The organism is Paraburkholderia sediminicola, assembly GCF_046030555.1.
GTDB lineage: Bacteria > Pseudomonadota > Gammaproteobacteria > Burkholderiales > Burkholderiaceae > Paraburkholderia > Paraburkholderia sediminicola_E.
Genome location: NZ_JAQQCH010000015.1, coordinates 13,615 through 35,628 on the forward strand (window position 1 = coordinate 13,615; position 22,014 = coordinate 35,628).

At 62.4% G+C, this 22,014-nt stretch carries 25 protein-coding genes and 1 pseudogene; 15 read left to right on the forward strand and 11 right to left on the reverse strand.

Annotated elements, in window-relative coordinates; all coding sequences use genetic code 11:
* Positions 1-171 precede the first annotated feature (171 nt).
* Both PQQ52_RS21190 and PQQ52_RS21195 read left to right on the forward strand, forming a co-directional pair.
* On the forward strand, positions 172-1,374 hold the full coding sequence (locus tag PQQ52_RS21190) for an acyl-CoA dehydrogenase family protein (RefSeq protein ID WP_408215417.1): 1,203 nt from the start codon (positions 172-174) through the stop codon (positions 1,372-1,374).
* A 60-nt stretch (positions 1,375-1,434) separates the two neighbouring features.
* A complete protein-coding gene (locus PQQ52_RS21195; protein ID WP_408215419.1) occupies positions 1,435-2,760 on the forward strand; it encodes an Nramp family divalent metal transporter in 1,326 nt (441 codons plus the stop codon).
* Between the two features lie 168 nt (positions 2,761-2,928).
* On the opposite strand, the gene flhC is transcribed toward PQQ52_RS21195, so the two are convergent.
* The 7 genes from flhC to PQQ52_RS21230 form a co-directional block, all read right to left on the reverse strand.
* The gene (gene flhC, locus PQQ52_RS21200; RefSeq protein WP_408215422.1) at positions 2,929-3,498 is read right to left on the reverse strand and encodes a flagellar transcriptional regulator FlhC; all 570 of its coding nucleotides are present in this window, start codon (positions 3,496-3,498) and stop codon (positions 2,929-2,931) included.
* 14 nt (positions 3,499-3,512) lie between these two features.
* Positions 3,513-3,833: a flagellar transcriptional regulator FlhD gene (flhD, locus tag PQQ52_RS21205; RefSeq protein WP_028194930.1), complete on the reverse strand. Its 321-nt coding sequence runs from the start codon at positions 3,831-3,833 to the stop codon at positions 3,513-3,515.
* 521 nt (positions 3,834-4,354) lie between these two features.
* Positions 4,355-5,578: a YeeE/YedE family protein gene (locus PQQ52_RS21210; RefSeq protein ID WP_408215424.1), complete on the reverse strand. Its 1,224-nt coding sequence runs from the start codon at positions 5,576-5,578 to the stop codon at positions 4,355-4,357.
* A 151-nt stretch (positions 5,579-5,729) separates the two neighbouring features.
* The gene (locus PQQ52_RS21215; protein ID WP_408215426.1) at positions 5,730-6,260 is read right to left on the reverse strand and encodes a GNAT family N-acetyltransferase; all 531 of its coding nucleotides are present in this window, start codon (positions 6,258-6,260) and stop codon (positions 5,730-5,732) included.
* A gap of 105 nt (positions 6,261-6,365) precedes the next feature.
* Complete coding sequence (locus PQQ52_RS21220; RefSeq protein ID WP_459252558.1) at positions 6,366-7,244, reverse strand: helix-turn-helix domain-containing protein; 879 nt, start codon at positions 7,242-7,244, stop codon at positions 6,366-6,368.
* A gap of 166 nt (positions 7,245-7,410) precedes the next feature.
* Positions 7,411-7,713 (reverse strand): addiction module antidote protein, encoded by a 303-nt coding sequence (locus PQQ52_RS21225; protein WP_054039070.1) that lies wholly within the window; start codon positions 7,711-7,713, stop codon positions 7,411-7,413.
* Entirely contained in the window at positions 7,710-8,081 is a 372-nt protein-coding gene (locus PQQ52_RS21230; protein ID WP_408215432.1) for a type II toxin-antitoxin system RelE/ParE family toxin, read from the reverse strand. The genes PQQ52_RS21225 and PQQ52_RS21230 overlap by 4 nt, the downstream gene beginning before the upstream one ends.
* A 293-nt stretch (positions 8,082-8,374) precedes the next feature.
* On the opposite strand from PQQ52_RS21230, the gene PQQ52_RS21235 reads away from it, so the two are divergent.
* The 6 genes from PQQ52_RS21235 (at position 8,375) to PQQ52_RS21260 (ending at position 11,053) form a co-directional block, all read left to right on the forward strand.
* Positions 8,375-8,743 carry a nuclear transport factor 2 family protein gene (locus PQQ52_RS21235; protein ID WP_408215435.1) on the forward strand — a complete coding sequence of 123 codons (369 nt, stop codon included), beginning with the start codon at positions 8,375-8,377 and terminating at the stop codon, positions 8,741-8,743.
* A 29-nt stretch (positions 8,744-8,772) separates the two neighbouring features.
* Positions 8,773-9,030 (forward strand): hypothetical protein, encoded by a 258-nt coding sequence (locus PQQ52_RS21240; RefSeq protein ID WP_408215438.1) that lies wholly within the window; start codon positions 8,773-8,775, stop codon positions 9,028-9,030.
* 125 nt (positions 9,031-9,155) lie between these two features.
* Positions 9,156-9,617: an RbsD/FucU family protein gene (locus tag PQQ52_RS21245; RefSeq protein WP_408215441.1), complete on the forward strand. Its 462-nt coding sequence runs from the start codon at positions 9,156-9,158 to the stop codon at positions 9,615-9,617.
* 49 nt (positions 9,618-9,666) lie between these two features.
* On the forward strand, positions 9,667-10,074 hold the full coding sequence (locus PQQ52_RS21250) for a VOC family protein (protein ID WP_408215443.1): 408 nt from the start codon (positions 9,667-9,669) through the stop codon (positions 10,072-10,074).
* Positions 10,075-10,284: 210 nt separating this feature from the next.
* Positions 10,285-10,716 carry a DoxX family protein gene (locus PQQ52_RS21255; RefSeq protein WP_408215446.1) on the forward strand — a complete coding sequence of 144 codons (432 nt, stop codon included), beginning with the start codon at positions 10,285-10,287 and terminating at the stop codon, positions 10,714-10,716.
* Positions 10,717-10,780: 64 nt separating this feature from the next.
* Complete coding sequence (locus tag PQQ52_RS21260; protein WP_408215449.1) at positions 10,781-11,053, forward strand: hypothetical protein; 273 nt, start codon at positions 10,781-10,783, stop codon at positions 11,051-11,053.
* Positions 11,054-11,125: 72 nt separating this feature from the next.
* Here the strand turns inward: PQQ52_RS21260 and PQQ52_RS21265 are convergent, their stop codons facing one another.
* Together PQQ52_RS21265 and PQQ52_RS21270 are read right to left on the reverse strand one after the other, a co-directional pair.
* A complete protein-coding gene (locus PQQ52_RS21265) occupies positions 11,126-12,670 on the reverse strand; it encodes an MFS transporter (protein WP_408215452.1) in 1,545 nt (514 codons plus the stop codon).
* Positions 12,671-12,813: 143 nt separating this feature from the next.
* Positions 12,814-14,115 (reverse strand): MFS transporter, encoded by a 1,302-nt coding sequence (locus tag PQQ52_RS21270; RefSeq protein WP_408215454.1) that lies wholly within the window; start codon positions 14,113-14,115, stop codon positions 12,814-12,816.
* Between the two features lie 408 nt (positions 14,116-14,523).
* On the opposite strand from PQQ52_RS21270, the gene PQQ52_RS21275 reads away from it, so the two are divergent.
* Positions 14,524-15,243: a response regulator transcription factor gene (locus tag PQQ52_RS21275; protein WP_408215816.1), complete on the forward strand. Its 720-nt coding sequence runs from the start codon at positions 14,524-14,526 to the stop codon at positions 15,241-15,243.
* A 13-nt stretch (positions 15,244-15,256) separates the two neighbouring features.
* On the opposite strand, the gene PQQ52_RS21280 is transcribed toward PQQ52_RS21275, so the two are convergent.
* Positions 15,257-16,162: a dihydrodipicolinate synthase family protein gene (locus PQQ52_RS21280; protein ID WP_408215456.1), complete on the reverse strand. Its 906-nt coding sequence runs from the start codon at positions 16,160-16,162 to the stop codon at positions 15,257-15,259.
* A gap of 348 nt (positions 16,163-16,510) precedes the next feature.
* Between PQQ52_RS21280 and PQQ52_RS21285 the strand changes: the two genes are divergently transcribed.
* The 6 genes and pseudogenes from PQQ52_RS21285 (at position 16,511) to PQQ52_RS21310 (ending at position 21,605) form a co-directional block, all read left to right on the forward strand.
* A complete protein-coding gene (locus PQQ52_RS21285; protein ID WP_408215819.1) occupies positions 16,511-17,467 on the forward strand; it encodes a 4-hydroxyproline epimerase in 957 nt (318 codons plus the stop codon).
* The gene (locus tag PQQ52_RS21290; protein ID WP_408215459.1) at positions 17,464-18,591 is read left to right on the forward strand and encodes an NAD(P)/FAD-dependent oxidoreductase; all 1,128 of its coding nucleotides are present in this window, start codon (positions 17,464-17,466) and stop codon (positions 18,589-18,591) included. Before PQQ52_RS21285 ends, PQQ52_RS21290 begins: the two co-directional genes overlap by 4 nt.
* Positions 18,584-18,844 (forward strand): annotated as a pseudogene (locus PQQ52_RS21295) ((2Fe-2S)-binding protein); the annotation flags it as partial. The gene PQQ52_RS21290 and the pseudogene PQQ52_RS21295, both read left to right, overlap by 8 nt.
* A 122-nt stretch (positions 18,845-18,966) precedes the next feature.
* Positions 18,967-20,259, forward strand: a complete 1,293-nt coding sequence (locus tag PQQ52_RS21300) for an FAD-dependent oxidoreductase (RefSeq protein ID WP_408215462.1) — start codon at positions 18,967-18,969, stop codon at positions 20,257-20,259.
* A gap of 236 nt (positions 20,260-20,495) precedes the next feature.
* Complete coding sequence (locus PQQ52_RS21305) at positions 20,496-21,263, forward strand: AraC family transcriptional regulator (protein WP_408215463.1); 768 nt, start codon at positions 20,496-20,498, stop codon at positions 21,261-21,263.
* A 12-nt stretch (positions 21,264-21,275) separates the two neighbouring features.
* A complete protein-coding gene (locus PQQ52_RS21310) occupies positions 21,276-21,605 on the forward strand; it encodes a hypothetical protein (RefSeq protein WP_007177862.1) in 330 nt (109 codons plus the stop codon).
* Positions 21,606-21,613: 8 nt separating this feature from the next.
* Here the strand turns inward: PQQ52_RS21310 and PQQ52_RS21315 are convergent, their stop codons facing one another.
* Positions 21,614-21,874, reverse strand: coding sequence for a hypothetical protein (locus PQQ52_RS21315; protein WP_408215466.1), 261 nt, complete (start codon positions 21,872-21,874; stop codon positions 21,614-21,616).
* Positions 21,875-22,014: the final 140 nt, after the last annotated feature.

Here is a 22,014-nt window from a genome sequence, read left to right on the forward strand (position 1 = left end):
TTGCATGACGAATAGGGGCATATGTCCGACGTTTTCGGCGCTGATATCACCGTCTATCATGCTATTGACGCACGATGTGCGCAGCGCAATTCCTGCTCACCTGATCGAATGCAAGCCGGCCGCGCTGATAAGCCGCGTGTCGCTTACCGAACCTCTTCACGTGGAAGCTGCATGAACGAACCTCGTCATCCCGAGGCATTGCAGACGCTGCAAACCGACGCTGCGCCCGTGGTGCGCGATCTCGCCGGTTTGCTCGACGCGTTGCATGCCAGCGCGGCCCAGCGCGATCGCGACGGCGGCCACGCCGCGCAGGAAAAACAATGGATCGCCGACGCGGGTCTGCTTACGCTCGCCGTGCCGCGTGAATTCGGCGGTCTCGGCGCGCGCTGGCCTGAGATCTACGAGACGGTCCGCAAGATCGCGCGAGTCGACAGTGCGCTCGCCCATCTGCTGGGCTTCACGTGTCTGCAGGTGGTCAGCGTCAATGTGTGGGGCAATCCGGAACAACGTGCGCGCTATCTGAGCGGCACAGTGGAGGGGCGCTGGTGGTGGGGCAATGCGGTCAATCCACTCGACACGCGACTCGTTGCGAGCGCAACCGGCGATGGCGGCTATCGTCTCGACGGGCAGAAAGGATTTTGCTCGGGCACGCGCGGCTCGCACATGATGACGGTTTCCGCGCACGATTCGGTCACCGGCAAAGCGGTGTTCGCCGTGGTCCCGACCACGCGCGAGGGCATTACCGTCCACGAAGACTGGAATCCGATCGGCCAGCGGCAAACCGATAGCGGCAGCGTCTCCTTCGCGCGAGTCCTGGTCGAGCCGCATGAGGTGCTGGACCGGGCCGACACGTCATTTGCCAGTTTGCGCACGCTTATCTCGCAGCAGGTGCTGACCAACCTGTTCGTGGGCATCGCGCAGGGCGCGCTCGAAGAGGCGCGCGCGTACGTCACGCAGTACGGCAAGCCATGGATCACCTCCGGCGTCGATAAAGCGACCGACGATCCCTACCTGATCCAGCGTTTTGGCGAGATGCGCCTGCAGGCGGTGAGCGCGGAAGCGCTGGCAACGCGTGCCGCCTACGCACTCGAGGATGCGTGGCAACAAGGCGTGGCTTTGGACGCCGAAACCCGTGCATACGTGGCGCTCGCCACCTCGGAGGCGAAAATCGTCGCGCATCGCGCCGCGCTCGACGTCAGTGAAAAACTGTTCGACGCCTGCGGTGCGCGCGCCACGCACGCGCCGCTCGCGCTCGACCGCTTCTGGCGCAATGCTCGCGTGCATACGCTGCACGATCCGCTCGACTATCGCGTGCGCGACGTCGGCCGTTACGCGTTGAGCGGGACATTGCCGGAGGTTTCTTTGTACACTTGAGGCGGTTCGCGGCGGCCTGCACTAGGCGTCGCGGTTTATCCCCCTCAAGAGACCACCGGATTGCAGTTCAAATTACCGACCACCGCAACTGCGCCGTTTTGCCCATCCGAGGTGCAAGGCACGGTCGCCATCACGCAAGGCGCGCCGTTCTGGAAAAAAATCCTGCAATTCGCAGGGCCTGGCCTGCTAATTTCGATCGGCTACATGGACCCAGGGAACTGGGCCACCGATATCGAAGCGGGTTCGCGTTACGGCTACAGCCTGCTGTTCGTCGTGATGCTGTCGAGTCTTGCCGCGATGGCGCTGCAGTGCCTGAGCATGCGCCTCGGCATCGCCACCGGGCGCGACCTCGCGGAATTGTCGCGACTGCGTTATTCACCGGGTGCCGCGCGCTTTCAGTGGTTGCTCGCCGAGTTGTCGATCGTGGCCTGCGATCTGGCCGAAGTGCTCGGCGGCGCGCTGGCCTTCCATCTGCTCTTTAAATGCTCATTGACCACCGGCGTGTTGCTGACCGCGTTCGACACGCTGATCGTGCTTGGCCTGAAGGGCAAGAATTTTCGCGATCTCGAAGCGATCATGCTCGGGTTGATCGCGACCATCGGCGTCGGTTACGTCATCGAGTTGGCGCTAGTGAAGCCGCATTGGCCGTCAGTCGCCCAAGGGCTGATTCCTTCATGGCAGGCACTGAGCAGCAGCGAGCCGATGTATCTGGCGATCGGCATTCTCGGTGCCACCGTGATGCCGCATAACCTCTATCTGCATTCGTCGATCGTGCAGACCCGCGCGGTCAAGCGTGATCCGGCCAGCATCAGGTCGGCGATCGGCATGTCGCGCATCGATACGATCGTCTCGCTGGTGATTGCGCTGCTGATCAACATGGCGATCCTGATTCTCGCGGCCGCCGCGTTCCATGCGACTGGCCATAATCAGGTTACCGAAATCGAAGACGCTTACAAGTTGCTGGCGCCGATCGTCGGCACCGGTTTCGCGGCGGTGCTGTTCGCGATCACGTTGCTGGCGTCGGGGCAAAGCTCCACCTTCACCGGCACGGTGGCGGGGCAGGTCATCATGGAAGGCTTCCTGAAGCTGAAAATTCCGTGCTGGCAGCGGCGCTTCATCACGCGGGCACTCGCCTTGATTCCGGCGCTGATTGGCGTGCAGATGATGGGGAATGGCGCAGTCGGCAAGCTGCTGGTCGCAAGCCAGGTCGTGTTGAGCCTGCAACTGCCGTTCGCGCTTTATCCGCTGATCCGCATGACCGACGATCGCTCGTTGATGGGGGAATTCGCCAACAGGCTGCCGACACGGCTTCTTGTTTGGTCGCTGTTCGTGGTGATTAGTGCGGCGAACCTCTGGCTGGTGGTGCAAACGGTGGGGCTGGTTTGACCGATGCGGCAGCAGAAGCTAGCGGGATGGCGAGGTAGCGCCGGGTGTCAGGCGTCCAGAGTCAGGGCGAAAGCCATATAAAAAAGGTCCGCGTGAGGATGGCGGACCTTTTTTCTGGGCGCTTCGCTTCGAATCAGGCTGGACCGGCCCTTATCGAACCATTTCAACTCAGGCGGCTTGTGCAATCTGCGCTGCTTCGAGCGCTTCCTGGCGAGCGGCGGCGGCCTTCTTGGTCTTGCCGGCGCGCGACGGCGGCTGGCAGGCACCACACACCACGTTGTGTTGCAGGTCGTGCTTGTGCGCGACGAACTTGCCGGTGCAACGGCAGCACTTGGTCTGCTGCAGGATGTCGGCGTCGAAGAAACGCACCAGCGTCCATGCGCGCGTCAAATCCAGCACCGGTTCGGTTTCGCTGTGCTGGCAATGTTCCAGATACAGCCGATACCCTTTGGTCAGCGCATCCAGGTGCGAGCAACGCGCTTCGTTCTTCAGGAACAGGTACGTGTTGTAGAACAACGACGCGTGAATGTTCGCCAGCCACGTCATGTACCAATCTGCCGAGAACGGCAGCATGCCCTTGGGCGGCGATACACCTTTGACCTCGCGGTACAGGCGGATCATGCGGTCGCGCGAAAGCGTCAACTCGCTTTCGAGCACCTGCATGCGCGCGCCGAGTTCGATCAGCGCGATGGCACGGAATACTTCTTGTGCGTCTTCCGTCAGGCTACGCTTGAGCATCGCAGTCACCTCAATTAAGCAAACTGCTCAGCAGGCTGGCCTGCAAGCAGGATCGCCGCGTGAGTCGGCGCAACTGCTGCGTGCTTCGTTGTTTGCGTCAACGCCGACAACATCGAGTGGTCGTTGAAGCGGAAGAAGCATAAAAGCTGATCGGAAGCGGCCAGCTTGACGATCTGCGCGAGCGACAGCCCGGCAAGCAAATCAGCCAGTTCCGACGACAGTCCCAATCGGAACATACCGACCGGTTTGTCCTCACGCAACATACGTTGCGCGAGCATGATGTAAGACAAGTTGATCTCGCGGATTGAATCCAGCGTCTCGCTGCTACGGTCCATTTTCTGTGTTTCCGAAGCCCCGAATTACTAAGTCGGCATTTTTTGCCGTTATGTCTTTTGTGCCTCGCCGGAAACGATAACCTCCGGCTACATGTCACCACTTGATACAGATGGCGACCTTTTGATACATCGCGTTACATTTCGTAACAGCTTGGGACGAATTGTATGAAGGGTAAAAGAAGAAATCAATCCCTTCTCAAAAAAATATCTCAAAAAGATGCATCAAATTTCGGTAACTCTTTCATGGTCCTGTAATAGACGGTACTTCGCGGGTTTTTGGCGAGTCAGGAAATTCGTCTGATCCATGAAAACCCTTGTGCGGCGGGCTTCTTTATTATTTGTCTGAGCAAAGCCGCACGTCCGGTCGAGAACCGGAAAATCAGGTCTGAATCGGAAAGGAAATAGAAAGCAAGACCAATTAAAAGTAATAAATACCGTTCATTGACATCGCTATGGGGACAAATCAAAGGCGTAACAAATTGGTGCGACCCCGGTTACAAACGAGGCCGCATTTGTAACTTCTAGCAACCGTTTGCGCGGATCCGTTCGACTTCGAGGCCGAACGCCGGGCGCAGCCGGGTGCCGAGTACGTTGCCGGCGAAGGCGGCGATCAGCCACAGCCAGCCATGCAAGCTGCCTGACACGATGCCGCTGAAATAGGCGCCGATGTTACAACCATAGGCCAGGCGGGCTCCGTAGCCGAGCATCAGGCCGCCGACCACTGCTGCGATCAGTGAGCGGGCCGGCACTTTCCAGACCGGCGCGTAGCGACCCGCGAGCGCGGCGGCCGTCATGGCGCCGAGGATGATACCGATGTCCATCACCGTGGTGACGTCGTGTGTAACAGGGGCGGCCAGCGCGCCAGCGTTGGCATGAGCGGCCCAATACGGCCAATTGGCCACGTCGATACCCAACGCGGCAAATAGCTTGGCGCCCCACAGCGCGAACGCCGACGTCACGCCCCATGGGCGGCCGGACAGTGCTAGCGTCGCGAAATTGAGCAAAGCCAGAGCGATTGCGCCGACGAACAACGGCCACGGGCCGTGCAGCCATGGCGACGCGTGCGGCGCGCGTAGCGGCTCGTCGACCAGCCGGCCATGGCGGCGCCGCTCCACCAGGACGGTGAGCGCCGCGATCGCGGCGAAAATGACCAGATTCAGCGCGATGGCCCAGCCGGCACCGAACGTGGTCACCATCGAAAGCGGCTTGAGCGACGGTAGCGCGGTCCAGAACGGCATGTGCGCGGTCGCGACAACCGATCCGATGACGAACGCCACCAGCGTGACGATCATGCGTGTGCTGCCGCCGCCCACGGTGTACAGCGTGCCGGACGCGCAGCCGCCGCCCAACTGCATGCCGACGCCGAACATGAAGGCCCCGACCAGCACCGACGTTCCTGCCGGCGCGACCAGGCCGACCACGGGCCGGCCGAACAGCGTACCGGCGGCGAGCGCCGGAAAGAACAACACCACACCGAGCGCCAGCATCAGCATCTGTGCGCGCAGACCGGCGCCGCGACCATCGGCGATAAAGACCCGCCACGCGGAGGTAAAGCCGAACGCCGCGTGATAGAGCGACATTCCCAGCAGCGCCCCGACAAAGTAGAGCGCCGCCTGACGGCCGCTGACGGTCTGTGCCAGATAGACGGCGCCCAGCGCGATCAGGACGAGCGCGGCGCCTAGCGGTTTCGAATTGATGTCGAAACGGCGTGGTACGCGTGGAAGGGAGGTAGAGAGATCGGACATGGTGTTTGACTGGCGAACGGCAAATGGAAGCTAGCCCGAGGGGCGGATGAGGCGTTTCGGGGCGGGCGCAGCGGAAAGGTGATTGAAAAAGATAGCACGGATCGCGTGCTGAAGCAGGGCGGCACGAAGGCGGTGCGGTGCTCGATAGCAGTTACATGAAGCGCACCATCAGGTCGGCGTCATGAAACACCCCGCCGACGTTCAATGAACCGACCTCGCAGCCATATTTGCGAAAGCCGACCGACTCATAGAGCCTGCGTGCCGCTTCGTTCTGGCTACTCACCATCAACTGGATTTGCCGCAGATCTTCTATCTGTGCCGCTCGCGCCAGCAACTCATTGAGCAGGGCGCGCCCGACTCCGCGGCCCGCCGCCTCCGGCGCGACATACATACCGATGACGGCGGCCTTGTGCCGTTCTCTGTCGCGCTGGTTACGCAGCAGCCCGACTACGCCGATCAACGGCGTATCGGCCGATGCGTAAGCACCGAGCAAAAAGTCGCCTTCGGCCGCGCGCGCGCCCTGCAACATCGTGTCATGTTGCGGCGCGCCCCTGGCCACCGCTTCCTCATAGCTTTGACCGAACGACTCCGGATGTGCCTTCAGCCCACGCAGGCGAAGTTGAAAGTAGGCGTCGCGGTCGGCCGGTCCGAGTTGGCGGACCAGTAAGGAGTTGTTGATCAAATGCGTCTCTCCGCGTGATTTGAATGGTGCTGCAAGCGGTAACAACTTAGCGTTCGATGCTGCCCGGGCTCGTGCAGTTCTGCGGTCCTGCAGTCCGCGGGCTTGCTATGACTTCACGGCGTCCGCTCCTTGGCTTCCGGCGCGTTGGCTTTCCGCAAATTCACGCAATGCCGCCGCGGTTTGCTGATCGGCGGGAAAGAACGCCTCAATGGCAAGTTCCGACAGTGTCACGTCCACCGGCGTGCCGAATACCGTGGTTGTGCTGAAGAACGACAACTCGCCAATCGGTGTGCGCAGCCGCAGCGGCACGGCGACCTGATGACTCGCGGTATCTTCGTGGTCGGTTACTTCCGCGCCGGGTGGAGCAGGATACGTGGCTAGCTCGTCACGCAGTGCCCTCAACGTCTCGTCACCACTCACGTCGATTTGCCGCTGGAGTCGGGACAGCGCGTGCGTACGCCAGGCGTGCCAATTGACGATCGACGCCGCGATGCCTTCCGGATGCAAGCTCAGTCGCATCGCATTGACCGGCGGTTTCAGAAGTTCCGGGCTTGCGCCTGTAAGCAGCGGCGCAAGCGCGTTGTTCGCCGCAACGATGGTCCAGTGACGGTCGATCGCGAGTGCCGGATACGGCTCATGGCCTTTGAGCACCAACTCGACGGCCTCGCGCGCGGCGGCCAGTTGCGGGTCCGTCAAAGGACGTTCGCGGAACAGCGGCGCATACCCTGCCGCGATCAGCAGCGCATTGCGTGCACGGAGTGGCACGTCGAGCCGCTCGGCGAGGTGCATGACCATTTCACGGCTGGGCACTGCACGGCCTGATTCGACAAAGCTCAGATGCCGCGTTGAAATATCGGCTTCGGCGGCGAGCAGCAACTGGCTCATTCTTCGCCGCTGTCGCCATTCACGCAGCAGATCGCCGACCGTGCGGCTTGCCGTCGATATGTTCGACGGGATGGATTGCGCAAGAGAGAGTGTGTTCATGCTGCCGATGATAGCCAAAGCGCGTGAGCGATCCATTACCTGACAGGTAATGGAATACCCGGGAATACCCAGGAATACGCGGCAATACCCGAGAAAACGTAGGTGCACCCACGAAGACGGAGCAGATTCAGGGCGTTGCCTCAAGCGACAACACGGCAAGCGCGAATCAGGCGGGCGCCACACCTTCCGGCACGGCGTTGAGCTTGACACCCAGTGCGCGCAGCAGTTTGAACACCGTATCCATGCGCGGTTTGGAGCCGGGCGCGAGGGTCTTGTAAAGGCTTTCGCGCCCAAGCCCGGCGTCGGCCGCGACCTTCGCGATGCCGCGTGCTTTCGCGATGTCGGCGATTGCGGCGAGGAGGAGGTCGGCGTCACCTTCTTCCAGCGCTGCGTTGAGATATTCAGCGATCATCTCCTCGCTATCGAGGTAGTGCGACGCGTCGAACCGTGCGGTTTTGACTTTGCTCATGACAGTTCCTTTCTGATGGCTGCCCACATTGATTTGGCATGCTTGATGTCGCCCGGCTGCGTGGACTTATCGCCTCCGCAGAGCAGCAGGTACACAATGCGCCCTTCGCGCGCGAAGTAGACCCGATAACCCGGACCGCAATCGATACGCATCTCGGATACACCGTCTTCCAGCAGCTTGACGTCGCCGAAATGACCTCGCTCAGCACGCCGGACCCGCACCAGGATTTTTGCCCTCGCTCTTAAGTCGGCGAGGCCGGCAAGCCAGCTGTCGAATGCCTCAGTGCGGTTGACCGTGTGCACAGGTGGTGAACCGATGTGCTGATGAGTGTATCCTTGTGGATACGATCTTGCAAGTGAAAAAGCCATATTAAAAAAGCGGCTCGTGTCCGCACCCGTTCAGTTCGTCACATGCCGCTGTGCAACGCCGCGCGGCCCTCATTTGCGGCATGAGGTTAGCGGCTGACGCAGCCCGTGACGATTCGGCCGAATGGCCAATCCTGTAGTCAATCAGGTGCGGATCTTCACCTCCGTGTATCCGGATGCTTACCTCCCACGTAATCGACGCGCTGCGCTCGAGCCGTCAATCTTCACTCCGAGCCCGCCGCAAACAACGTGTCTGCGAGGCGTAGTGCTCAGTGATGTCAATCAAGGAGTCTGAGATGAATGCACATACCGATCTGATCGACCGTTATTTCGACGCATGGAATGAAACCGATGCCGCGCGTCGCCGCGACCTGATCGCCGCGACGTGGACCACCGATGCCGACTATCGCGATCCGCTGCTGACAGGCGCGGGCCATGACGGCATCGACGCGATGATCCGCGCGGTGCATGAGCGCTTCCCGCATCACACGTTTCGTCGCACGACGGAGGTCGACGGTTTCGCGAACCGGTTGCGCTTTTCGTGGGAACTGACCACGCCGGCCGGCGAGGCGATCGTCAAGGGTTCCGACTTCGGCGTGCTCGACGCACATGGCCGCCTGCAGGCAGTAACGGGCTTCCTCGACCAGGTACCTGCCGCCACCTGACCACTTACAGTTTTTTCACGGAGACGATCATGCACGAGTCCGCTGCCGCCACCGCTCCCGGTACTTTTCTCACGCTCGCGCGCCTGTCGGGCGCTGTCGACACGCTCTCCAGCGCGGTCGCCGGCTTCGCTCTGCTGGCCGGCACGCGCGCGTTCACCTTCACCGCGTTGCTGGCCTGGCGCGAGCCGGTGTTGGGCGGGGCGGGTCTCGTGTTACTCGCGTTGGTCGGATGGCTGCGGTGGCAGTGTCGCCAGAATGTCGCTCGCCGCATCGTGCGGAAAAACTGATTGGCGATGAGCCACGGGCATCGGACCGTTCGCCGTGGTCTTGCTACAATCGATCACGATGCGCTACGAGGACAAACCGTCCAACCCCGGGCGGTTCACCGCCCGTCGGATCATAAGGAGACACCGTGCTGAAGAATCTGGACCCGCTGCTGAATGCCGACGTGCTGCATGCGCTACGCTCGATGGGGCATGGCGACGAACTGGTGATTTGCGACGCTAACTTCCCGGGCGCTTCCGTCGCGCAGGAGACGGTGTTGGGCAAGCTGCTCCGCCTCGATGGCGTGAACGCGCCGCGTGCAATTCGCGCGGTGCTGTCGGTGATGCCGCTGGATACGTTCATCGAGCGTCCTGCATCGCGGATGGAAGTGGTGGGCGAGCCGAATACGATTCCAGCCGTTCAGCGCGAAGCGCAGATCGAGATCAATGCGGCGGAGGGACGCGAGGTGCCGTTTGCTTCGGTTGAGCGTTTCGCGTTCTATGAGCGGGCGCGCAAGGCCTATTGCGTAATCGCTACCGGCGAAGAGCGCGGTTACGGCTGCTTCGTGTTGACAAAGGGCGTCTTGCTCGCGCCGGATGCGCCGCAGTAATAGCACGTCAATAGCACCTCAGCAGCAGGTCATCACGGCGACGAAACCCATGAGCTTCTCGATAGACAGTCTCGATCATCTCGTTCTGAATGTCGCCGACGTGGAAGCCAGCGCGGCCTGGTATGCTCGAATGCTGGGCATGCGGCGCACCGAGTTCGAGTCGCGCACCGGCACGCGCGTGGCAATGACCTACGGCAATCAGAAGATCAACCTGCGTCCGGCGGATGCGGACACGGTCGCGTGGTTTACCGGGCGCGAGCCGGTGCCGGGCAGCGCCGATCTATGCTTTGTCACTACCACGAGTCCCGCCGAGGTCAAAGCGCATTGGCTCGCTCAGGGTGTCGAGATAGAGGCCGGCCCGGTTGAGCGCGATGGCGCGCGCGGCAAGATGACCTCGGTATATTGCCGCGATCCGGACGGCAACCTGATCGAGGTCGCAACATATCCGCGCGCTTGAGCACGGCGGCGATACCGGCCGTGCCGTGCAAAATCGGGCACTCGCCGAGCGCTCGGACACCTTTTCTCTTCCCGTCAGACGGCGCGAATTGCCCCGTTCACACCGGCCCGCGCTTGGAAAAGGCGGGCAATGCACATATTCTCAGATGCAAAGCGGGGAACTGCGGCGGCCTGGGCGGGTCTGCTGCTTATTCATTAACAGGAGCTCCTCATGACGCGTCCCGTCGATTCCGGCGTTATTCTCATCGCGCGTATCGCCCTTGCCGTGCTGTTTTTGTGGGGCGGTGTGATGAAATTGCTGGGCTATGCGGGCTTCGTCGGCTATCTGCATTCTAAGGGTGTGCCGTTCGTACAAGTCGCCGCACCGATTGCAACAGCGGTCGAGGCGCTCGGCGGTCTTCTGCTGATCGTCGGCTTCAAGATCCGCCCGCTCGCGCTCATCATGGCCGTCTACACTGTGGCAACCGCGGTGCTGGGCCACGATTTCTGGAACGTGACCGATCCCGCTTTGCAACGCGATATGGTGATCCACTTCTGGAAGAACATCGGTATCGCCGGCGGTTTCCTGTTGCTGTTCGTGACCGGAGCGGGCCGTATCAGTATCGACGGCGCGCGCTCGCCCCGCGGCGGGCTGAATCTCTGATCGCGCAGTTGAGGTAGTCTGTGTCGGTCGCTTTTGATTCTGGCTGTATTCAAGGGAGAAAATAATGATTCAAAGTTTTGAGCAAACCATTGGTGGCAAGGTCACGCAGTTGTGTGCAAGTCTTGGTGAAGGGCCTACACCGCATCGCGTCATCATCAGCCTCGCCGATTCAGCGAAAACATTAGTGGTTCTGGATGCGTCCGGGATTATCGGCACGATCAAGGCCGAAATCGAACAGCCGGAGAAGCTGATCGCCGACGCGATCGCCAAGGCGCAAAACGAAGGCTTGATCGAGCGCGCGATCGATACCGGCACGATTCAGGAAGCGTCGCTGTAAACCGTGGCGGCAGCGCGAGTGGTGTCGTTGTATCCTATTCACCAATCCGCGCCGACCAAAGCGCCAAGACGATCAGCGCGATTCAGTAGCTTGCCTGGACTCGGGCTTGTGCGGCTTCGAGGCCGACGTGTGCGGCTCAGGATGGACAAGGCAGCCCATCACCCCACCGACCACCAGCAGACCGACTGAGATGGCGGTTGCGGCCTGCATCCCCGAGACGATCTGCGTCGCGGCAGCGCCGCTCGCCAATGCGCCGAAGGCGGCTACACCCACTGCGCCGCCAGCTTGCCGGGCAGTATTCAGCACGGCGGACGCAGTGCCCGCGCGCTGTGCTTCGACGGAGGCGAGCACGGCCGTCGTCATTGCCGGGACCGCAAGCCCCATTCCCGAGGGAATCAGCAGGAACGGCAGCAGCAAGCCGACGAGCGGCGTTGACGCATCGACGAAATGCAGCAAGCCATAGCCGAGTCCCGCGGTGATTGCGCCGGCGATCATCGGCACACGTGCGCCGAAACGTCCGACCACCCACCCGCTCACCACGTTCGAGAGCAGAAATCCGCCCGTCAACGGCAGGAAGGCGAGGCCTGCCTGCAGCGGGGTATAGCCGCGTACGCGCTGCAAATACAGGCTCAGCACGAACACCATGCCGTAGTACGTCAGATTTACGCAGATGCCGAACAGCACCGCCGCATTGAAGGTGCGCTTTCTGAATAGCGAGAGTGGCAGCATCGGTGCCGCGACGCGCGACTCTACGGCGATAAAGGCGCCCGTTGCGATAAGCGAGAGGATGAACCCGCCGGCTACCAGCGGGTGGCTCAGTCCTAGCGGTCGCAATTCGATCACAGCGGCGACGAAGGCGGTGAGCGCGACGATCGCAAGGGCCTGACCGCCCAGATCGACGCCACGAGCGCTTACCTCGGTTGCGGTTGCAGTTGCAGTTGCAGTTCCGGTTCCGGCCCGGGTTGGCGCACCAGCCTCAGCCGTAGCACCAGCCTCAGCCGGGGCTGCCTGTCGCGTGTCTTTCGGCGCGGATTCGGGCCGTGGTATCCAGAGCAACGTTGCCAGGAAACCGGCTGCGCAAATCGGCAGATTGACGAGAAAGATGCTGCGCCAACCGAACGCCGCAATCAGCAGACCGCCGACCACCGGTCCGGCCGCGATCGAAATCGCGCCCGCCGCGGTCCATAGCCCGACTGCACGCGCCCGGAGCTTCGGATCGTGGCCATATGACTGGTTGAGCAGCGCCAACGAGTTCGGCAGCATGGCGGCGGCGCCGATGCCCTGCACCGCGCGCGCCGCGACCAGCATGGTGGCATCGAGCGCCAACCCGCAGGCGAGCGACGCGAGCGCGAACAGCACGATGCCGGCCGCGTACATGCGCCGCGTGCCGAGCCGGTCGCCGAGCGCGCCCGCCGAGAGCATCAGCACGGCGAAAGCGAGCGTGTATGCGTCGACGACCCATTGCAGCACCGCGACATTCGCATGCAGGTCCGCACCGATCTTGGGCAGCGCGATGTTGACGATGGTCACGTCGAGTTGCGTGACGACGAAGCCGACGCTGACAGTCGCGAGAATGCGGCCGAGGGTGGGCGAGGAGGGTGTAGTGGGAGAGTTCATGAGATACATCGTAGGCCGATACAGCGCACGATGTTTCGGTCCGGCGTGAACTATGGATGTCGCCGGCACTGCCGGAAAGGCGGGGCGTGAAACCGATGCAAACAACGGCGCACCAGCCGGTGCGCCGTTGCGAAACAGCTCGATTAGTGCGTTTGCGGCGCGTCTTTGATAAACGGTGTAGTCAACGCTCCGAGAATGCAGATCGCGCCGACATACAGGGGCGCCGCCATCGGGTTCGACTTCATCATCAGCGAAACGGCGATGGGCGTCAGGCCGCCGAATACCGCGTAGGCGACGTTATACGAGAACGAGATGCCCGAGAATCGCACGACGGGCGGGAATGCCTTGACCAGCACGAACGGAATCGCGCCGATCACACCGACGAAAAGGCCAGTCAGGGCGTACAGCGGCACCAGCGCCGAGGTATCGACGGCGAGCTGCTGGAACATCACGTAGTACGTCACGGCCAATGCGAGGCCGCCGATGAAAATCGTGCGCCCCGCGCCAATCCGGCCTGCGATCGAACCTGCCATTACGCAACCGATGGTCAGGCACAGCGTCGCCACGCAGTTCGCCAGCAGCGCGGTGGCCGGCGGGATATGAAACTGCTTCTGCAGTAGCGTCGGCGTCATCAGAATCACCACGACGATCGCGGCCGACAGCATCCACGTAAGCAGCATGGACACGATCACGGCGCGGCCATGGTCGCGCAACACCGCCTTGAGCGGCACTTCCGCTGCAATTGCCTTGCGTTGCTTGAGCTCGGCGAATACCGGCGTCTCATGCAGCCAGCGGCGCAGATAAACCGAGAACATACCGAACACGCCGCCCACCAGGAACGGGATGCGCCATGCGTAGGCGGAGATTTCCGCCGGCGCGAAGTTGCGATTCACCGCCGATGCGATCAGCGAGCCGAGCAGGATGCCCGCCGTGAGGCCGGCCGTCAGCGTGCCGCACGCATAGCCTACGTGCCGCTGCGGCACGTGTTCGGAGACGAACACCCATGCGCCCGGCACTTCCCCGCCGACTGCCGCGCCTTGCATCACGCGGAACAGCAGCAGCAATACCGGGGCCATCACGCCGATGCTGGCGTAGGTGGGCAGCAGACCCATCATCAGCGTCGGTACCGACATCAGCAGCACACTCAGCGTGAACATGCGCTTGCGCCCGAACAGGTCGCCGAAGTGCGCCATGATGATGCCGCCAAGTGGCCGTGCCAGATAGCCCGCCGCAAAGATGCCGAAGGTCTGCACCTGACGCAGCCAGTCCGGCATCGCGGCGGGGAAGAACAACTGGCCGATTGCCGGCGCAAAGAATACGAAGATGATGAAGTCGTAAAACTCCAGCGCCCCGCCGAGCGCGGCGAGTCCGAGTGTCTTGTAATCGCTTCGTCCAAGAGGACGTGGGGTGACAGCCTGCGCTCCACCCAGATTTGTCGCTTGCATTGCTTGTGTCTTGTCTTGAATTGGGAACCACACGTAGTGCGTGGAAATACGGCGGTCGTCAGGCGAGAAGTGTGGCAAGCGCTGGGTAGAGCACGGGACACCGGCGCACCGGCCCGGGTAGGGCCAGCGCGATGACGATTGGGGCCGGGCCGGGATTTTACAGGATGAAAGCCTTCCGCTTCGGGAAGTGCTTAATTAGATTGGAAAAAGTTCCACTGGACGTATCTTTTCGACGGCGTGCAGGACCGCAAGGTCCGTGCGTCGTGCGAGCCGCGGCGGTCCCGTGTAGGAATGGCGCGCACACCTGTCGGAGCGGGGCGATTGGTACGCAAATTAGGAATGCTCCTATGGGATGGCCGGGGCGTCCCTCTGAGAATCGCGTCCAAGCTATCAGTTAAGAGTTATCTCATGCGCATTGCCATCCTTCAGCGTGACCCCGTCATGCGTCAGTCGATCGAAAAGATCCTTATGGGCGCCAGCCATACCTGTATGACCTACGACGACGGTTTGACCATGTCAAAAGCGCTTGCCCGTTCCACGGTGGATCTGCTTGTGTTGGACTGGCACGGCACACGCCTTTCTGGCGCCGAGGTCCTGCGATCGGTGCGTGCCGTCGGCGGCGACCGGCTGCCGGTCGTGTTCGCGTCTGCGGAGACGTCGGAGGAGAGCGTGGTGCGCGCCTTTGCCAGCGGGGCAGACGACTATGTTTCGTTGCCGTTGCGGCCCGGCGAGTTCCGCGAGCGCATTGCGGCGTTGCTGCGCCGCGCCTATCCGGATCGTTTCAGTGCCGCGAGCTTCGATGTGGGCCCCTACCATTTCGACACGCATCGCCAGCTCGTCATGTTGCGCGGTCAGCCGGTACAGCTATCGGGTACGCAATACCGGTTGGCGTCGCTGTTCTTTTCCAATATCGGCCGCGTCATGTCGCGCGACCATATCTTCGCGATGGTGTGGGGCCGTGAATTCCGCGAGTTCACCCGCACGATCGACAGCCATGTGTCGCGCCTGCGGCTGTTGCTCGAAATCGAGCCGCAAAACGACTTCCGGCTGCAACCCGTTTATAAGAGCGGCTATCGGCTGCTGCACCTGCGGCAAGGCGAAGCCGCAGCGGAGCAGCAGGCGGCCTGAGCGGGTCCTTAACTCAAACCTGCGGCAGCACCGGCCGGGTTTCAATCGACTGGCGGATCAATGCTTCCACCGATTTGCGTTCATCTCCGGCCAACGGCAGACGCGGCGGCCGCACCGGCTCCGTGCCAAGCCCGACGATCGTTTCGGCCAGCTTGATGTTCTGCACCAGCTTCGACGAGACGTCGAGCGCGAGCAGGGGCGCGAACCAGCGATAGATCGCCCGCGCTTCATCAAGACGGCCCGCCTTCAGCAACTTGTAAATCACGACCGTCTCGCGCGGAAACGCGCACACGAGACCGGCTACCCAGCCATGCGCGCCCATCAATATCGCTTCCATGGCAAGGTTGTCGACCCCGCACAGGATCGCGAAGCGGTCGCCGACCACGTTGATCAGATCGGTCACGCGCCGCACGTCGCCGCATGATTCCTTGATCGCGACGATCTTCTTTTCATCGGCGATTTCCGCGAACATCTCGGGCGTCATGTCGACGCCATAGGCCAGCGGGTTGTTATAGATCATCAACGGCAGCGCGCTTGCGTCGGCGACGCTGCGAAAGTGGTGCAGCGTTTCGCGCCGGTCTGACAGATAGCGCAGCCCGGGCAGCACCATGAAACCGGCCGCACCACGCTGGCTGCCGGCTTCGGCCTGGCGGCATGCATCGAGCGTGCTGTTCTCGGCGATGGTCAGCAAAACCGGCACGCGTCCGCGTGAGGCCTCGACAGCGATATCGAGCACTTGCAGCTTCTCGTCCAGCGAGAGCGTCGACGCTTCGCCGAGCGATCCGCACACGATGATGCCGTCCACACCCGCGTCGATCTGCGCCTCGATATTCTTACCGGTCCATTCACGGTCTATGCTGAAATTCGCGTGGAATTTGGTGGTAACTGCGGGTAATACGCCTTCCCAGATATGCGCCACGGCTGCTCTCCTGATTGTGATGAGTCGAAGCGCAGTGTAAGCAGGGAAAATGCCGCCGTCTTGCGCGATTCGCGCGTGGTGAATGACGATTTCAGCATAGTGGCTATGCCCGTAAGCCCAGCAAGACCGGGCGAACCGACTATTTCAGGACAAGACGCAAAGGACGTTGAAGTTGCATGGAGAGAGGCCTACGTGCGCGCTTGAGTTCGCGCCGCCATCCGTTTTTCAGGCATGGGCGTTCCCAGTTCAAAAAAATCGTCGTGTGAATAAATGGGCGTAAATATTATGCCGAAATCGTCACAATCCACGCATAAGCACACCAAGACTCCGATGCCTGGCTTTCCTACCATGTGCATCATGAAAACCCTAGACATTATCGACTCGCACACCGGCGGTGAACCGACCCGCCTGGTGGTGTCGGGTGGCCCGGCGCTTGGCGGTGGCACGCTGGCGCAGCGTCTCGACATGTTTCGTACATATTTCGACGACTGGCGCGCAGGCATCGTCACCGAACCGCGTGGCTCGGACGTGGTAGTCGGCGGGCTGCTGTGCGAGCCGGACGACCCCACGTGCGCGGCCGGCGTGATCTTCTTCAACAACGTCGGCTATCTCGGCATGTGCGGGCATGGCACGATCGGCCTCGTTGTCTCGCTCGCGCACATGGGACGGATCGGGCCGGGGCGTCATCGGATCGAGACGCCGGTCGGCATCGTCGAAGCAACGCTCAACGAAGACGGCAGTGTGGCTGTGCGCAACGTGCCGGCTTATCGCTACCGGCAAGGTGTGCAGGTGGACGTGGCGGGTTACGGCATGTTGAGTGGCGACATCGCTTGGGGTGGCAACTGGTTCTTTCTCGTCGCCGACCACGGCCGCACGCTGGAGGCAGCGTGCATCGCCGAGCTGACGGCCTTCAGTGCGGCAATCCGCGACGCGCTGATCGCGCAGCGCATCACCGGCGTGGACGGCGCCTTGATCGACCACATCGAACTCTTTGGACCTGGCTCGCGCGACGGTATCGACAGCCGCAGCTTCGTCCTTTGTCCCGGCAACGCGTACGACCGCTCGCCGTGCGGTACGGGCACGAGCGCGAAAATCGCCTGCCTCGCCGCTGACGGCAAGCTCACCGAAGGTGCTGTGTGGCGGCAGGAGAGCATCATCGGCAGCGTGTTCGAGGCGAGCTATCGTCACGCCGGCGATGGTGTCTCGGTGATTCCGACCATCACCGGCCACGCGCACATCATGGCCGAAGGGCGTTTGTGTTTCGACGAGCGTGACCCGTTCGCGTGGGGGATCCGCACGGCATGACAGCGGACGCGCTGATCATCGGGGCCGGCATTGTCGGCACGGCTTGTGCGGCGGAGCTGGCCGCGCTCGGCATGCGGGTCGAGGTACTCGACGCACAGGGCATCGGCGGCGGCGCGACGGCGGCGGGCATGGGCCATATTGTCGTGATGAACGACTCGCCCGCGGAATTCGCATTGAGCCGCTATTCACGCGACTTGTGGCTGGCGCTCGCGCCGCAACTGCGCGCGCGCGACGCGTTCGCGCGCTGCGGCACGCTATGGGTTGCAGCCGACGATGAGGAGTGGCAGGCCGCCCGCGCCATGCATGGCGCGTTCGAAGCACAGGGCGTGTCAGCACAACTGCTCGACGCGGCTGCGTTGCGGACGTGCGAGCCGGCGCTGGCGGCATCGATGGTGGGCGGCTTGCGGATCGAGCACGACAGCGTCGTGTATGCGCCCACCGTTGCCGAGTGGTTGCTGACGCAATCGTCAGGAGTGGAGAATATTCGTGTGCGGCTCGGCGCACGGGTTGCCGCGATCGGCGCGGACGGCGTGACGCTGGCCGATGGCGAGCGCATTCGCGCCGCGCACGTGATCGTTGCCAATGGTCTGGGCGCTCAGCAGCTGCTGCGCGCGCTGCCGTTGCAGCCGAAGAAAGGTCATCTGCTGATCACTGACCGTTACCCCGAACTCATTCGCCATCAATTGCTCGAACTTGGCTACATCAAGAGCGCGCATCACGCGGTCGGCACCTCAGTGGCATTCAATGCGCAGCCGCGACCTACAGGCCAGTTGTTGATTGGCTCGTCGCGCCAGTTCGATACAACCGATCCCGCCGTCGACATGCCCGTGCTCGCTCAGATGTTGCAGCGCGCGGCGCACTATCTGCCGGTGCTGCCGACGCTCAATGGCATCCGCGCGTGGACCGGCTTTCGTGCGGCATCGCCCGATGGTCTGCCATTGATCGGTCCGGCCGGCGATTTTTCGCCCGGCGTGTGGCTCGCCGTCGGACACGAAGGTCTCGGCGTGACGACCTCGCTCGCAACCGCAAAGTTGCTTGCCGCACAAATCACCGGGAGCGCGGCACCGATTCCGGTGGAGCCATATTTGCCGGTCCGTTTTGCGCAAAAGGTGGGTCATGACTAGCGCCAATGCAGCACTTATTCAATTGACGATCGACGGTAGAAGGGTTGCGGTCGAGGCGGGTACGACCGTGGCCGCGGCGCTCGTCATGGCGGGTGTCCGCGGTACGCGGACTTCGGTGAGCGGCCGGCCGCGCGCGGCGCTGTGCGGGATGGGCGTGTGCCAGGAATGCCGCGTCACGATCGACGGACGGGCCCACGCGTTGGCGTGCCAGACGCTTTGCCGCGAAGGGCAAGTGGTTTGCACCACGGCCGGGGCTGATGCGGCCAACGTATCCAAAGCATTCAACGGGAACAACGGGAACAACGGGAACAACGGGAACAACGGGAACAACGGGAACAACAGGGCCGCCACCATAACCACCGTCACAGGCTCGCGATGAATCAGCACTTCGATATCGTCATAGTGGGCGCCGGTCCAGCCGGGCTGAACGCTGCGCAGGCAGCGGCGCGCGAGGGCGCCACGGTCGCGCTGCTCGACGACAATCCGCGCGCGGGTGGTCAAATCTGGCGGCAAGGTCCCGGCCATTCGCTGCAAGCGCCGCTGCAAGGCCTGCTCGCTGCGTTGAAGACGCGAACCCATATCACCCTTATGCCGTCGACTCGCGTGATTGCGCCCATGAGCCCACGCGGTTTGCTGCTTGAGTCGGCTGAGCATGGCGGATTCTCTATCACGTACGATCAGTTGATCCTCGCGACCGGCGCGCGCGAGCGTCTATTGCCATTCGCCGGCTGGACGCTGCCCGGCGTGACCGGTGCAGGCGCGCTGCAGGCACTCATCAAAGGCGGCATGCCGGTGCGCGGCGAACGGATCGTGATAGCAGGCAGCGGTCCCTTGCTGATCGCCGCGCTCGCCACCGCGCGTGCTGCCGGAGCGCAGGTGGTGGCGGTCGTGGAACAGGCGTCGGCGCTCGAGGTCGCACGATTCGGAATCTCTTTGTTGGGCGAGCCGGCGAAGTTGCGGCAAGCCCTTGCCATGACACGCGGCTTCGCGGGAGTGCGTTACTGGACGGGCAGCATCGTCGCGCGAGCTGATGGCAATGGCTGTGTCGAGCGCGTGACCATCCGGCGCGGTCAACGAGTGTCGACGCTTGACTGCGACCGCATCGCGTGCGGCTATGGACTCGTGCCGAATATCACGCTTGCGCAGGCGCTCGGCTGTGCGATTGCCGAAGCAGGCGAGATCGTCGTCGACGGTGAGCAGCGGACCTCGGTCGACGGCGTGCTGGCGGCAGGCGAATGCACGGGTGTCGGCGGCGCGGAACTGGCGTGTGTGGAAGGCGAGATCGCAGGCCTCGTCGCGAGTGGCGCGTCGGTAAACCGCACCTCGGCAGGCGCCACACTGGATTCGCAACGGACGCGATGGCAGCGCTTCGGTCGGCGCGTCGAAGCGGCCTTTGCGTTGCGAGCCGCCGCGCGCACGCCGCCTGACGATGCCACACTGCTCTGTCGTTGCGAAGACGTCAGCATCGGCGAGGTGCGCGCGTATCCGGATTGGCGCGAGGCGAAGCTGCATACCCGCTGCGGGATGGGCGCATGCCAGGGACGAATCTGCGGCGCAGCGGCTGGCCTGTATTTCGGCTGGGACGCTGCAATGCCGCGCCCGCCGTTTAGTCCGGCGCAAATTGGCACATTGATGGCGGCGAGGGCGGAGCAGCCGCTGGTTGAATGACACCGGTATCGATACGTCTGGTGGATATTGTCGGCGGCTGCTCGGCCCTATAATCGACCGCAAGCGCTCGCTCGAGTCGTTGCGCAGGTGAGGCACCGACACAAGTAGTACGGCAAATGCGCCGGCAAAAGTCTGAGTAAATGCACCGGCGAAGCACGGATCCAACAATCAACGCAAAACCGCAACCGCAACCGCAACCGCAACCGCAACCGCAACCGCACCACGGAACCCGCTCGATGAACACGCTGGCTCATCCGCTCGAACCGGACGACGCAACGCTATCCGGCATGCTGTCGCATTTCACGCTGCTCGAGCCCGTGTTCGACGCGATGCCGGACGTCGTGTTCTTCGTCAAGGACGCGCACGCCCGCTACGCGCTGGTCAATCGCACGCTGGCTTCGCGCTGCGGTTTCAAGGAAAAGACCGCGTTGCTCGGCAAGACCGCCGAGGACGTCTTCCCGCGCCGCTTCGGCCGCATTTACACCGCACAGGACGAAGCGATCATCAACGTCGGCAGCCAGATGATCGATCAGCTGGAGCTGCATCTATATCCCGGCCGGCAACCGGGTTGGTGCCTGACCTGCAAGCAGCCGTTGCGCGATCCGGCGGGCAAGGTGGTGGGTCTCGCGGGCATCTCCCGCGACCTGAAAGCGGACGAAAGCAGTCATCCGGCTTACAGCCGGTTGGCGGCCGTGGTGCAGTCCATCCAGGAAAACTACGTGCAGCCGCTAAATCTCAAACAGCTTGCTGCGATGGCGGATATGTCGGTGGCGCAGCTGGAGCGTTATTTTCACAAAGTGTTTCATTTGACGCCGCGCCAGGTGTTGCTGAAAACGCGACTGGACGCCGCCACCGCGCTGCTGGTTTCGCACGACAAGGTCACCGACGTCGCCGCGCTCTGCGGCTACACCGACCACAGCGCCTTTACGCGCCAGTTCAAGGCGACCGTCGGCGTCACGCCGACCGAGTACCGGATGCTGCTGCACGGAACCTCGCGAAGCTGAGCCGCTGCGCACATGGCTCGTCGCAAGCATCATTACTATGTCTACGTCGTCGCGCTGGACGACAAGGTCTGGAACGAGGCACGCTTTCGTCGCGCGAATCCGGATTACCGGTTCGACAAGCCTTGCGTGTACGTGGGAATGACGGGACTGGACCCGGATCTGAGATTCGACCGGCACAAGGCCGGCATTCAGGCAAACCGCTATGTACGCGATTACGGCCTGCGTCTCGTGCCCGAGTTGTATGAAGTGTTCAATCCAATGCCTTACCGCGGCGCACAGGATATGGAAGTGGAATTGGCGATTGGACTACGCGAAGCGGGATACGGCGTGTGGCAGGCGTAAGCCGCGCATTATTTCACGCCAAGACCACGCAGCACCGCATTGCCTTCGGACGTCAGACGGATATGCGAGGCGCCTGCATCGCCGGAGACCGTTTCGATCAAGCCGGCTTCGTGAAGCTGCGGAATCTCGGGTTTCGCGGACGCGTCGATCGGTGCATGCAGCAACAGCAGCAATGTTGCCAGCTCATGGTGGCTCAACAGGCGGCGCAGAATCGTGGGCCGCTTCGCCGGTGCCGGCGTGTCGTTCGTATTGTGATCGGGCTGGTTCATGGAGCGCACCTTGTGCGGGATAGTGTCGGATGGATCATGCGGACGAAGTCTTAAACGATTCTTAAGACACCATTGTGATGTAACACCGTGACACTATGATTGCGCCGGAACAAGTTACCGATCGTTACATCTGGCCGATT

Bases quoted from the DNA above. Each gene is read 5' to 3' on its own strand.
- PQQ52_RS21300 (WP_408215462.1), top strand. From the start codon at position 18,967: ATGAATCAGCACTTCGATATCGTCATAGTGGGCGCCGGTCCAGCCGGG.
- PQQ52_RS21315 (WP_408215466.1), bottom strand. From the start codon at position 21,874: ATGAACCAGCCCGATCACAATACGAACGACACGCCGGCACCGGCGAAG.
- PQQ52_RS21270 (WP_408215454.1), bottom strand. From the start codon at position 14,115: ATGCAAGCGACAAATCTGGGTGGAGCGCAGGCTGTCACCCCACGTCCT.
- PQQ52_RS21275 (WP_408215816.1), top strand. From the start codon at position 14,524: ATGCGCATTGCCATCCTTCAGCGTGACCCCGTCATGCGTCAGTCGATC.
- PQQ52_RS21290 (WP_408215459.1), top strand. From the start codon at position 17,464: ATGACAGCGGACGCGCTGATCATCGGGGCCGGCATTGTCGGCACGGCT.
- PQQ52_RS21310 (WP_007177862.1), top strand. From the start codon at position 21,276: ATGGCTCGTCGCAAGCATCATTACTATGTCTACGTCGTCGCGCTGGAC.
- flhD (WP_028194930.1), bottom strand. From the start codon at position 3,833: ATGGACCGTAGCAGCGAGACGCTGGATTCAATCCGCGAGATCAACTTG.
- flhC (WP_408215422.1), bottom strand. From the start codon at position 3,498: ATGCTCAAGCGTAGCCTGACGGAAGACGCACAAGAAGTATTCCGTGCC.
- PQQ52_RS21285 (WP_408215819.1), top strand. From the start codon at position 16,511: ATGTGCATCATGAAAACCCTAGACATTATCGACTCGCACACCGGCGGT.
- PQQ52_RS21230 (WP_408215432.1), bottom strand. From the start codon at position 8,081: ATGGCTTTTTCACTTGCAAGATCGTATCCACAAGGATACACTCATCAG.
- PQQ52_RS21225 (WP_054039070.1), bottom strand. From the start codon at position 7,713: ATGAGCAAAGTCAAAACCGCACGGTTCGACGCGTCGCACTACCTCGAT.
- PQQ52_RS21305 (WP_408215463.1), top strand. From the start codon at position 20,496: ATGAACACGCTGGCTCATCCGCTCGAACCGGACGACGCAACGCTATCC.
- PQQ52_RS21265 (WP_408215452.1), bottom strand. From the start codon at position 12,670: ATGAACTCTCCCACTACACCCTCCTCGCCCACCCTCGGCCGCATTCTC.
- PQQ52_RS21235 (WP_408215435.1), top strand. From the start codon at position 8,375: ATGAATGCACATACCGATCTGATCGACCGTTATTTCGACGCATGGAAT.
- PQQ52_RS21250 (WP_408215443.1), top strand. From the start codon at position 9,667: ATGAGCTTCTCGATAGACAGTCTCGATCATCTCGTTCTGAATGTCGCC.
- PQQ52_RS21260 (WP_408215449.1), top strand. From the start codon at position 10,781: ATGATTCAAAGTTTTGAGCAAACCATTGGTGGCAAGGTCACGCAGTTG.
- PQQ52_RS21210 (WP_408215424.1), bottom strand. From the start codon at position 5,578: ATGTCCGATCTCTCTACCTCCCTTCCACGCGTACCACGCCGTTTCGAC.
- PQQ52_RS21190 (WP_408215417.1), top strand. From the start codon at position 172: ATGAACGAACCTCGTCATCCCGAGGCATTGCAGACGCTGCAAACCGAC.
- PQQ52_RS21240 (WP_408215438.1), top strand. From the start codon at position 8,773: ATGCACGAGTCCGCTGCCGCCACCGCTCCCGGTACTTTTCTCACGCTC.
- PQQ52_RS21220 (WP_459252558.1), bottom strand. From the start codon at position 7,244: ATGAACACACTCTCTCTTGCGCAATCCATCCCGTCGAACATATCGACG.
- PQQ52_RS21255 (WP_408215446.1), top strand. From the start codon at position 10,285: ATGACGCGTCCCGTCGATTCCGGCGTTATTCTCATCGCGCGTATCGCC.